Here is an 11,924-nt window from a genome sequence, read left to right as displayed (position 1 = left end):
TCAATCAATATACATTTTAAAAATGACTTTTGATAGCCATAGCCTTGAGCGTCTAAAAGAGCTAGGACGTAAACTTCCCAAAGAGATATCAAAACCTCAAACAAATGAATTAAATAATCAAAAAGAAACTAAAGCACAACAGTTACATCCAGTTGAAACCGAAACTAACCCTGAACAACTTTTTCGAGAGTTGATGGAAATAAGTCCAGATGGGAACGTACCACCTCATTTACTAGAAAGACTAAAAAAACTTGAATCAAATAATGTGAAAATTTCTTCCAATTCAGATCCACAGATCAATGAAAATTCTAAAGATCTTTCAGCTGAAGATGCCCTAAACCTATACACACAATTTCAACAATTTCTACTCGAAGATGATATCGATTAGAAAAAACTTTATGCTTAATATTTCACACTATAAAATCATTGCTATAGGAAAAATAAGAAAAAAGTGGATTCAAGAGGGTATAGAAATGTACCTAAAAAGATTACCTGGTTTAGAAGTTAAAGAAATTAAAGACAGCACACAATTAAAAGAAGAACATACGATCAAAGAAATTATCAGCAAAAATGAATTTCTGGTAACTCTTAACGAAAATGGTCAATCATTTACATCAAAAGAACTAGCAACAAAACTTCTAAATTCTCACAATCAAAATATTACTTTTGTTATTGGAGGTGCTTCAGGTCTTACCTCTTCCCTTAACAATTTAGCCTCTTGGCAATTAAGTCTTTCACCTCTAACTTTTCCGCATGAAATAGCTCGCCTATTACTAATAGAACAGCTCTACCGCGCAAAAACAATCACCCAAGGAGGCCCTTACCACAAGGAATAAGCAGATCCGAAGGAGGAGTAATAGTTCAAGTGTACTATAATGCATTGTATTGATCTGGTCCTATGGGTTCAAATCGCTCTCGCTCTTCATCAACAGAAGGCTTGTCGTCACTATTAATTCCAACTATTTCTGCAGGCTTTCCTTCTCCTGCGGAAGACTACATAGAGCTCGGTATCGATCTAAACAAATACTTAATCAAGAATCCAATAAGTACCTTCTTTCTACGTGTAAGCGGTAATTCAATGAATAACGCAGGAATTTATAACAACGATTTATTAATCATAGATCGCAGTATAAACCCAAATCCTGGGCATATTGTAGTTGCTCTCTTGGATGGAGAATTCACATTAAAAAGACTTATCAAAAAGCAAGATAGTTATTATCTGAAAGCAGATAAAGAAAATTATCCAGCAATAAACTTATATGAATATATAGATATACAAATATGGGGAGTAGCGATTTATTCGATACATGAACTACAACAATCAAAAGTCTAATTATGTCCAAAGTAATACTTCAAATTGATGGGAATAATTTCTATGCTTCGTGTGAACAAATGATCGATCCTTCCATAAAAGGAAAGGGATTAGTAGTACTTTCGAATAATGATGGATGCATAATAGCTCGCAGTTCAGAGGCCAGAAGAATGGGAATTCCTATGGGACAGCCTTATTTCAAGTTAAAAAATAAACTAAATCAATTAAATATAAATGTAAGAAGTTCAAATTACGAACTTTACGGTGATATAAGTAATCGATTAATGCAACTACTAAGAAAAAATTGTGAAGAACTGGAAATTTACTCTATAGATGAAGCGTTTGGAACTATAAAACGTCCAAAAGAAAAGTGCTTATACAAATGGGGAAAAGATTTAAGGGCTTTGGTTTATCAAAACATAGGAATACCAATATCTATTGGTATTGGTGAGACAAAAGTTCTATCAAAAATTTCTAATCATCTAGCAAAAAAAATACAAACGAATTCAGGCATATTTGATATAGGTCTTGTTGAAAATAAAGATCATTATCTTGATCTAATTAATATAGATAAAGTTTGGGGTATCGGCAAAAGGATGTCTAAATGGCTAAAAGACAGAGGCATCACTAATGCGAGAGAACTTAGAGATATGTCAAGCGACCAAATTAAAGGAAAGTATGGTGTAGTTGGTCTACGCATTCAAAATGAATTAAAAGGAAACCTCTGTATCCCTATAAAAGAGAACTCATCAGATCGAAAAGAAATCTGCGTAAGCAGGAGTTTTGCACATCCCATAGATAGCTTAGATGATTTGAGCCAAGCAATTATTAAATACGTTTTAATCGCAAGTGCTAAGTTGCGAAAATACAATCAATTATCTTCAGCTATTACGCTTTTTACGAATACAAATACTCATTCAAAAGATTTTTTTAGGAGTGAAGCAACAGCAAAAATAAGCGTTCCAACTTCTAACTCAAAGATCATGATTGAAAAAAGTCTATTACTAACAAAAGAAATTTTTAAACCATATAAAAAATTTATAAAAGCAGGTGTAATATTGCATAAACTTCAAAGCAATCAATATAAACAAAACCTAATATTTGATGCACAGAATATTAAAGAAGAATTATACCGACAGAGACTGGATAATGTAATAGATAATATTAATTCGAAAAATGGTATAGATACAATAAATTGGGGATCATCAATGATGGATACAGAATGGAGACCCCGAAGAAAAAATCTATCTAGTATAAAAACAACAAATATAGAAAATATTCCAACTATATATGCTAATTAGAAGTTAGTATAATATTTAACAATGATGCTACATATTAAAATTCAAACTGAGTGTCATGCTACATTGAAAAGAAGAGAAGTCCTAGAAAAAATATAGTGGAGTTCATAGAATTTATAGATAGAACAGAAGTAGAAATAATAAGGGTGATTGAAAAGGCGGGATATAAGACAGCAGAAAATACAAAATTATGTTTGTTAGGTGAGAACTATGTGGGTTTTTTTAATCGCGTAAAAAAGGAAATTATTATTTGTACAAATAACGCAAAGAAGCGAGAAGGATATACGCATCTAAGAAAGAAAAATAAGGATGTGTTTGAAAGAACAGCCTTACATATAAAAAAAGCTTTAAGACATGAAGCTATTCATGTCGCACAAGAGTGCAATAATGGAAAGTTATTAAAAATAGATAGAAAGCTATCAATGAATCCATCAAAGATAAATGCTTTTAATGGATCTATTAGAATATCCAGAGAGGAAGAAAAAGAAAGACAAGCATATATATTAGAAGATAAACCAAGATTAGTAAAAAATGAATTAATAAAATATTGTCTATAATACTTTATTAATATTAATTGTATCTAAGTAACTGAATAGCGTTTAATTTACTACTGAAAATTAAAACCATTCCTTGCTCCAAATATGAAAGACCAATATAAATCTTAACGGCTTCAGAATTCACTAAAGCAGTTCCACATGTTTCAAGAATAAGTACAGGTAGAGTGGAAGTCGATCCCTGCATTCTCTGAAGATCGAGAGATTGTCGTACAGCTAAATTTGCCTTAATAAGACCAATTTTATTGATAAAATCTGGCCATAGATCATTAGATAAAGAACATTGATCCAAATTAAAAGGTGAAATATTTTTCATTGATAAAAACCATATAAAATTATTTATAACATCTCTGTTGATCTAGATTAAGTATGTGTTTTCTCTCGGCATAGTAAAGCTGTTGAAAATTGATAGCATCATTATTTAATTCTTCAAACATGCTAATAACTCTCTGTTCCATATCAGATGAATCGCTAGGCTCAGATTTTTCCTGAACAATAAGAGAGGCTATACAGTTCTCAAGAGTTTGCAATCTTTGAGAACTCCATGCATCAATTAAATGTCTACAACGTTTTAAGGATTTTTGCTTTTCAAGAGCAGCCAGGGCCCCACGGATGAGCGACTCGGGGTCATTTAATGTTGCCAAACGAAGTTCATTAACATCTAGTAAAGGAGTAAGTTTAGGAAGATGCTCATTATCACTGGATAGGAAATTATCTAACAACTTTTTAATTAAATCAACATCAGCTAAAATATTATTAGAATCATTAAAACGATTAATCTTCTCAACAATTTCAGGACCAAAAATCTTTTCCTCAATGTTACTTATTGTAGACCATATTGCACGATGATGATTAATCGCAAAATCATCAAGATCCCTTAAGCGAAGTTCATAACGAATAAAAGATCTGTAATTAGGACAGTGAATATAAGTAAAAAGTATATCTGCCTCACTTCTTTCTCTGAGACTAATTTCTTGAGGCTTATCAATTTTTTTCGAGCGACCGTGCCATCTTTGACCACTTATTTGATTACGTAAATCCTCCTCTAGTTTTAGAGCGAATCTACCTTGACCTCCACTAAGACGCTGAGCAACCTTCTGTAGATAATGAGTTCTTATTGCAGTTTGAGGAAGCTTTCCAAGGAGACTTACTAAGCTGCTAACGGCTTCCTGAAATTGATCAGATTTACTTAAATCTAAATCCTTCAATGATTGATCAATTTGCCAATCCATCCAAAGAGGTGATTTTGCCGCTAATGCTTCATATTCGGATGGAGAATTATCCTTAAGAAATTCATCTGGATCTTTACCTGAAGGTAATTGAAGGACTCGTAAATCTAGTTGACCTTGAATAGCGAGGTTTTCTACTTCACTAATGGCTCTATTAGCCGCACGGATTCCAGCATTATCTGAGTCAAAATTTAAGAGAATCTTTTTACTATCGGTGGCACGAGAAAGAAGCGTTATTTGATTGCGACTTAATGCTGTTCCTAAAGAAGCGACAACATTTGTAATACCCGAATCATGAAGTGCCATCACATCAAAATATCCCTCTACAACAACTGCATAATCTTTTTTCCTAATGGAAAGTGTGGATTTATCAAAACCAAAAAGATTTTTTCCTTTTTCAAAGATTTCAGTCTCAGGTGAATTTAAATACTTAGGTTCTGAACCATCAAGACTTCGTCCGCCGAAACCAATAACTCTTTTTTGCCTGTCGTGAATAGGAACAATTATTCGATTGCGAAATCTGTCATAGAAACCATTACCACCCTTTCGAGGAACAATCAATCCCGCTGATTCAAGGATTTCAACACTGACTTTTTCTATGTCTACAAAATATTTAAGTAGTGAATCCCAATTATCTGGAGCAAAACCAAGTTCAAAATTGATTAAAGTTCCATCACTTAAATTACGCTTATTCTTAAGGTAATTAAGTGCATTTTCTCCACATGGAGAATTCAATTGATTTCTAAACCAACCAGTAGCGGTTTTTAAAACACGATAAAGGGTATCTCTACGTGAAAGCTGTTGCTTGAGTCTTTCTTGTTGAGGTCCTTCAATCGTATCAATTGGTACTTGATATTTCTTAGCCAGCTCAAGAACAACATCACTAAAACTTTGTCTCTGAAACTCCATTAAGAATTTAATTGCATTTCCACCAGCTCCACATGAAAAACAATAATAAAATTGCTTGCCAGGAATTACTGACATTGAAGGTTTACTATCATCATGAAAAGGACATATTCCAACATATTCTTTACCTTTTTTCTTTAAAACGACGTGTTCACCAACAACATCAACAATATCTACGCGCTCTTTTACAGACTCAATTGTCTTAGGATGTAGTCGAGCAGAAGCCATATGATAATTTTAATTGATATTTAAATATTTAGTTAAGAGATTTAGGAATTGAGAGAAAAACTACTTACCAATAAATTAAATATAGAAAAAAATTTTAAAGGGATCAGATTTTTAATAGGAAGCGGTTTTGCATTTAGCCTTATGACTGTTTGTGTGAAGGCGATTGGGGGAAGGATCCCTATTTCAGAACTTGTATTTGCTCGAGCTACAATAAGTATAATAATAACAAGATTTTACTTATATAAAAATAACATTAACCCTTGGGGATATCAGAAAAAATTATTAATCATAAGGGGTTTACTAGGAACAGTTGCACTATTCTGTATTTTCAAAGCTCTTACAATATTACCTATTGCAACGGCAACAGTAATACAATACATTTATCCAACTTTTACAGTGATATGTGCTTACATAATTTTAAAGGAATATATATTAAGAAGAATAGTATATTCAATCATTATTGGTTGGATAGGAATTGTTTTAGTTAGTCAGCCGGAATTCACCAGCAACAGTAATATTCAAGAGACAATATTAGCAATAATCATTGCAATATTTGGTGCGCTGATGACATCATTGGCATATATATGTGTAAGGAAGCTTTCTTCCAAAGAACACCCTCTTGTAATAATTTACTACTTTCCTTTGGTCTCTATCCCCTTATCTATTCCTTTTATTATTAGTGATTTTGTATTACCTTCTGGTACAGATTGGTTCTGGATAATAGGTATTGGTATTTTTACACAGATTGGACAACTCTGTATAACAGAGGGGTTAAGACTACTACCAGCTGGCCAAGCAACTTCACTAAATTATTCACAAGTTATATTTGCAAGTATATGGGGAGTATTGATATTTCAAGAAAAAATAACAAGTTCAATATACTTAGGTGGATTTTGCGTTCTTATTTCTACTATTATTAGTATGAGTGCATCCAAGAGAACACAATCAAAAATATGAATTATAAATCTTTAATTTTTTCAATAGTTTTTATTTGCACTGGATCAACATCGATTCTTGCAGATGAATATCAGCGAGGCTACTCTTCTAGTAAAACTTGCACGAGAAACGAATATAGAGAAGAATATATTCCTGGGACAAGAAAAGATCCTGGATATGTCAAAAAATGGGAGGAAACAGTTGAAGTTCCTTGCCCAGGTGCTGGATCAACATTCGATAACAATGAATTCGATAACAATGATTGCTCTGAAGGCAAAATTGCAGGAGGGATTTTAGGAGCTGGCTTCGCTACAGCAATATCCAGAGGAAAAGATCGTTGGTGGGCAATTCCTGCTGGTTTGGTAGGAGGGTCAATGGTTGGATGTCAGATTGATGGTGGTTGAGAATATTTTATATTTTCAGAAATTTAATCAAAATAAATAATGATTAGCTGGTTAAAAGGCGAAAAAGTTCATACTTGGAAAATATCCTCAAGAAAAGGAGTCGTTCTAAATGTTGGTGGTGTTGGCTATGAAATACAACTATTACCAAAACAAATAGATAAAGCTGAATTTTTAAATGAGTTTGAATTATGGATTCATCAAATAGATCGTGAAGATGGCACAAGTTTATATGGTTTTATAGAGGTTAATCAAAGAGATCTATTTCGAGAAATCATCAGTGTAAATGGAATAGGCCCTCAAATAGGTATGGCTATGTTAGAGGAATTTGAAGTTCCTCAATTAGTTAATGCAATAGAAAATAAAGAATCTAATTTATTAACAAAAACCCAAGGCATAGGTAAAAGAATTGCAGAGAGATTAATAGTTGAGCTAAGAAATAAACTTCAAAGATTTACAGATAATGATAAAACAATTCATGAAAACAAAAATGACATAGAGGCTAATCAATTCTCCAAATATATTGATGAAATATATTTAATTCTAAATTCACTTGGCTATGTAGATAATGAAATAAAAGAATCAATTAAAATAATCACAATCAATGAAAAAGAAAATTCTTTGTTATTGAATTCTTCATCTGCAGAAGAAAAAGCAGAGCTAATGGATAAACATCTCAAAGAGATTCTTATGAAATTAAGTGAAAAGAGTACTTGATAGAAGGCTAGGGATTAAATTAGAATTGATGAATAAGAAAAGTTAAACAAATGTCACTTGGCACAGAAGAGAAACAAAATCTAATCAACACACATCAAGTACATCCAACTGATACTGGCTCAGCAGAAGTTCAAGTTGCGATGCTTACCACAAGGATCTCAAAATTAAGCACACATCTTCAAGGCAATATCCATGATTTCTCCTCAAGACAAGGATTGCTCAAAATGATTGGGCAGAGAAAAAGACTTTTAGGTTATGTACGTTCTAAAAGTGAAAAAAGATATACAGAGCTCATTGAAAAATTAGCTATTAGAGGATAATTGCTGGTACTAGATTGCTAGAAGCTAATGAAAGGTTCAAAGAAAAACAAAAAGGACCAACCTAAAGAAGTAAAAATAGGATTCTCCAGCAATAACTCGGCTCCAAAAATAGTTTCAAAGAAATCTTCAAAAAGTAGTAGCAAGAACTCAGGAATACCAAGCTATGTTGCAAATAGAATGGCAAGAAGAATAGCTTTTACGACAGGCATTCCAACCCTAAGTGGCATGGGAGTATTTATTGGGAGTTATTTTTTAATAAGCAAAGGTATTGCTGAAATATCTCCAACAGTCACTCTTGTAAGTTCAGCGCTTTGTTTCCTTATAGGTTTATTAGGATTAAGTTATGGAATACTCTCAGCTAGTTGGGATTTAAATACTGGAAGTTTTCTTGGTTTTGAGAACATAAAGCCAAACATCAATAGGATGAAAGATGCATTCAAAACAAGTCAAAAAGATATTTCAAGTTGAAAATAAGTTTAAATTACAAGGCTTTTACTTGATCTTGCAATGAAGGAATTCTTAGATAGTGCCTCCAAAGCCAGGTCAGTGTCCTTTACGCAAAATTGATCACCCAACCTTACATACCTAGTATTAGTGTTGTCCTTTAGACATGCTACTACTGGGATACGTACACCTAATTCATTTCTGTTAGGTCTGTTTTTAGAAAGGCATTCTCTTAATTTATGCTGAATATTGATATCTGTAGCTTGATCAGGACGAAGATCAATCAAGAGAAATCTTAAGTCATCAATTTCACGACAATCATCAATAAGCAATTGAACAGTTTCATCTCTCCTGTCTACGCTGCCCCATATCAATAACCTCGTTTCAACCATCAAATGATCTGATAATCGTTCATAACTTTTGGGGAAAACAACAGCTTCACAAGAACCAGTTAAATCCTCTAGTTGAATAATTGCCATCCTGTCACCTTTTCTAGTTGTGACTTCTCTCATTTCTGGAATCATTGCAATAACACTAACCTTTGACTTATCTTTTTGCTCTTCTAAAGAACTAAGGCTTATAGGAGCAATCAATTTTGCTGGTTCTGAAAGTTGCTTCAAAGGATGATCAGATAGATAGAATCCAACATGCTCTTTTTCTAATTTAAGTTTGTCTGAAGGAAGATACTCTTGGACTTCTTTCGCCTTTGGAGCTGATGAATAATCATCAGTCGGTGATGATTCATTATTTGTGGAATTAGATAAATCGAAGAGATTACCTTGACCGCTAGTTCTATCTTTTGCTCTAGAAGAAGCCCATTCAATAGTTAAATCCAAATCAGCAATAAGCTGAGCGCGATTTGCATTTTTTTCAAGACAATCAAGCGCTCCACTATGTATCAACGCCTCAAGTCCTCTTCGGTTAACGGAACCAAGTGAAATTCGATCACATAATTGTGCTAAAGAAGTAAATTCGCCATCTTCATCTCTAGAGGTGATAATTTTTCTAATTGCACCATCACCTAAATTTTTGACAGCCGAAAAACCAAAAAGAATTGAATTATCTTTTGGAGTGAAATCAACACCAGAGGTATTGATATTTGGAGGCATTACGTTTATGCCCATTGAATTACAGTTAGAAATATATCTTTGAATCTTGTCAGCCGATCCAGCATTAACGGTAAGCAATGCCGCCATATAAGCGACAGGATAATGTGCTTTTAAATAAGCAGTCTGATAAGTAACAGCTCCATAAGCAGTTGAATGACTTTTGTTAAAGCAGTATTCAGCAAATAAAACCATTTGATCAAATAACTGTTCAGCGATGACATCTGTGACACCATTTTTAACAGCTCCATCAACAAAGAGCGTTCTATGGCGCTGCATCTCGGATACTTTTTTCTTACCCATTGCCCTTCTCAATAAATCTGCTTGCCCAAGCGAATATCCGGCTAAATCCTGTGCAATCTTCATGATCTGCTCTTGATAAACCATGATTCCATAAGTCTCACTTAAAATTGGCTCAAGTGATTGATGTTGAAAATCAATACTCTCCTTCCCATGTTTTCTATTTATAAATTTAGGAATCAATCCTGCATCAAGAGGACCTGGACGATAAAGAGCAAGAATCGAAGAAATATCCTCAAGAGATGAGGGCTTTAGATCTTTTACTATTTGCCTCATTCCACTAGATTCAAGTTGGAAAATTCCTTCTAAATCGCCCCTGGAAAGTAGTTCGAATGTTTTTTCATCTGTAAAAGGCAAAGAATCAGGATCTAATCTCTTACCAATTGATTTCTCAACTAAATTAATTGTCTTTTCGATCATTGTAAGATTTCTAAGTCCTAAAAAGTCCATCTTCAAAAGACCGAGTGATTCAATATCTTCCATAAAATATTGAGTAATTATTTGTCCATCATTGTTTCTTTGAAGAGGAACTAAATTATCAAGTGAATTAGCCGCAATAACCACACCTGCTGCATGAACACCAAAAGTCTTATTTGTCCCTTCTATCCTCATTGCCATATCAACCCATTTCTTTACTTTTGAATCATTGTTGTATTTTTCATAAAATTCTTTATTGGGGGATTCTTTTGAAATCATGGCTGACAATTTTGCAGGCTTACCCCTTACAACTGGAATTAATTTCGCTAAGCGGTCTGCATCTCCATAGGGAATATCAAGTACTCGGGCAACATCTTTCAAAACAGCCTTAGATGTCATTCTGTTAAATGTAATTATCTGTGCAACTTTATCTTCACCATACTTTTTAGTTACATAATCTATAACTTCGCCACGCCTTTCAATACAAAAATCAGTGTCAATATCAGGCATTGACTTTCTCTCAGGATTGAGAAATCTTTCAAACAACAAACCATTTTCTACTGGATCAATATTAGTTATGCGAAGAGAAAAAGCGACTAAAGAGCCTGCTGCTGAACCTCTACCTGGACCTACAGGAATATTTTGCTCTCTTGCAAATTTTATATAATCCCACACAACAAGAAAATAGGTTGGGAAGCCCATTTTTTCTATTACTTTTAACTCATAATCAAGTCGTTCTTTATATTCGATTGGAAAATGTTCAAATTTAGTAATATCTAAAATTTCCTTCAAACCGTTGATAGTTATCTCTTTAAGATATTCAATTGGTTGATAACCATCAGGTATAGGAAAATTAGGCATCTTATAAGTCCCTAATATCGTATATTCTTCAACCTTATTTGATAGTTTAACTGTATTTTCTATTGCACTATTTATGACATGCTTGTCTAAATGATCAGTAAATAAACTTCTCATTTCCTCCTCAGATTTAATATATTCAGTCCCTGTATATCGTAATCTTTTGTGATCACTAACTGATTTTCCAGTCAAAACACAAATCAATGCATCATGAGCTTCAATATCATTCTTTGATACATAATGTGCATCATTAGTAGCGATGATTTGGATATCAAGTTCTTCGGATATTTTAACTATTTCACTATTAACAATTCTATCCTCAATTGATCCATGGTCTTGAATTTCAAGATAAAAATCATCACCCAAAACCTCTTTATACCAAGCTGCTACTTCTCTAGCAACGTCATTTCTTCCTTTTAAAATCGCTTGTGGAATTTCACCACCTAAGCAAGCTGTTGAACAAATCAATCCCTCGCTATATTTTTTGAATAAATACTTATCTATGCAAGGTCTTGAAAATATCCCTCTTCCTCTAACACCGTTTAAATGACTAAGCGTAGTTAACTTTACGAGATTTTCATAACCAATTTGGTTTTTAGCTACGACAACAAGATGATATCTTTTTTCCTTTTTGGGCTGAGGGTCATCAATTGAACCATTGATAACGTACATCTCATTCCCAATAATTGGCTTTATATTCGCGGCCTTACATAACTTCAATAATTCGATCGCGCCATACATTACTCCATGGTCAGTCAGAGCTAAAGCTGGCATCCCCAATTCCTTTGCCCTTTGAACCATTAAAGGGAGTTGACTGGCTCCATCAAGAAGGCTGTAGTCACTATGGTTATGAATAGGAACAAAAGCCATTAATATTCCACGGAACTACACTGCATAT

General features: G+C 33.4%; 13 protein-coding genes. 10 read left to right on the top strand and 3 right to left on the bottom strand.

Going from position 1 to position 11,924, the window contains the following annotated elements; genetic code table 11:
- Positions 1-22: 22 nt before the first annotated feature.
- From O5639_RS01530 to O5639_RS01510, 5 genes are all read left to right on the top strand, one after another.
- Positions 23-388 (top strand): hypothetical protein, encoded by a 366-nt coding sequence (locus O5639_RS01530; RefSeq protein WP_269624754.1) that lies wholly within the window; start codon positions 23-25, stop codon positions 386-388.
- A gap of 10 nt (positions 389-398) precedes the next feature.
- On the top strand, positions 399-836 hold the full coding sequence (locus tag O5639_RS01525; protein WP_269624753.1) for a 23S rRNA (pseudouridine(1915)-N(3))-methyltransferase RlmH: 438 nt from the start codon (positions 399-401) through the stop codon (positions 834-836).
- 62 nt (positions 837-898) lie between these two features.
- Positions 899-1,333 carry a LexA family protein gene (locus tag O5639_RS01520; RefSeq protein ID WP_011293809.1) on the top strand — a complete coding sequence of 145 codons (435 nt, stop codon included), beginning with the start codon at positions 899-901 and terminating at the stop codon, positions 1,331-1,333.
- 2 nt (positions 1,334-1,335) lie between these two features.
- The gene (locus O5639_RS01515) at positions 1,336-2,613 is read left to right on the top strand and encodes a Y-family DNA polymerase (protein WP_269624752.1); all 1,278 of its coding nucleotides are present in this window, start codon (positions 1,336-1,338) and stop codon (positions 2,611-2,613) included.
- Between the two features lie 95 nt (positions 2,614-2,708).
- Positions 2,709-3,167 carry a serine hydroxymethyltransferase gene (locus O5639_RS01510; protein ID WP_269624751.1) on the top strand — a complete coding sequence of 153 codons (459 nt, stop codon included), beginning with the start codon at positions 2,709-2,711 and terminating at the stop codon, positions 3,165-3,167.
- 13 nt (positions 3,168-3,180) lie between these two features.
- On the opposite strand, the gene O5639_RS01505 is transcribed toward O5639_RS01510, so the two are convergent.
- Together O5639_RS01505 and dnaG are read right to left on the bottom strand one after the other, a co-directional pair.
- Positions 3,181-3,480, bottom strand: a complete 300-nt coding sequence (locus O5639_RS01505) for a hypothetical protein (protein ID WP_269624750.1) — start codon at positions 3,478-3,480, stop codon at positions 3,181-3,183.
- Positions 3,481-3,499: 19 nt separating this feature from the next.
- Positions 3,500-5,527, bottom strand: coding sequence for a DNA primase (dnaG, locus tag O5639_RS01500; RefSeq protein WP_269624749.1), 2,028 nt, complete (start codon positions 5,525-5,527; stop codon positions 3,500-3,502).
- A 48-nt stretch (positions 5,528-5,575) separates the two neighbouring features.
- Here dnaG and O5639_RS01495 point away from each other — a divergent pair, with 48 nt between their 5' ends.
- The 5 genes from O5639_RS01495 to O5639_RS01475 are packed head-to-tail and all read left to right on the top strand — an operon-like array spanning position 5,576 to position 8,369.
- Complete coding sequence (locus O5639_RS01495; RefSeq protein WP_269624748.1) at positions 5,576-6,484, top strand: DMT family transporter; 909 nt, start codon at positions 5,576-5,578, stop codon at positions 6,482-6,484.
- On the top strand, positions 6,481-6,867 hold the full coding sequence (locus tag O5639_RS01490; protein ID WP_269624747.1) for a cAMP phosphodiesterase: 387 nt from the start codon (positions 6,481-6,483) through the stop codon (positions 6,865-6,867). Before O5639_RS01495 ends, O5639_RS01490 begins: the two co-directional genes overlap by 4 nt.
- Positions 6,868-6,906: 39 nt before the next feature.
- Complete coding sequence (ruvA, locus tag O5639_RS01485; RefSeq protein WP_269624746.1) at positions 6,907-7,581, top strand: Holliday junction branch migration protein RuvA; 675 nt, start codon at positions 6,907-6,909, stop codon at positions 7,579-7,581.
- 50 nt (positions 7,582-7,631) lie between these two features.
- Positions 7,632-7,901: a 30S ribosomal protein S15 gene (gene rpsO, locus O5639_RS01480; protein WP_011293801.1), complete on the top strand. Its 270-nt coding sequence runs from the start codon at positions 7,632-7,634 to the stop codon at positions 7,899-7,901.
- A 27-nt stretch (positions 7,902-7,928) separates the two neighbouring features.
- Positions 7,929-8,369, top strand: coding sequence for a PAM68 family protein (locus O5639_RS01475; protein WP_269624745.1), 441 nt, complete (start codon positions 7,929-7,931; stop codon positions 8,367-8,369).
- Between the two features lie 8 nt (positions 8,370-8,377).
- Here the strand turns inward: O5639_RS01475 and O5639_RS01470 are convergent, their stop codons facing one another.
- On the bottom strand, positions 8,378-11,896 hold the full coding sequence (locus tag O5639_RS01470; protein ID WP_269624744.1) for a DNA polymerase III subunit alpha: 3,519 nt from the start codon (positions 11,894-11,896) through the stop codon (positions 8,378-8,380).
- Positions 11,897-11,924: the final 28 nt, after the last annotated feature.

This window comes from Prochlorococcus marinus str. MIT 1214 (assembly GCF_027359355.1).
In the GTDB taxonomy this organism is placed as follows: Bacteria; Cyanobacteriota; Cyanobacteriia; order PCC-6307; family Cyanobiaceae; genus Prochlorococcus_B; species Prochlorococcus_B marinus_F.
The sequence above is the reverse complement of the archived record's forward strand: the minus strand, read 5'-3'. Positions and strand labels throughout refer to the sequence as shown.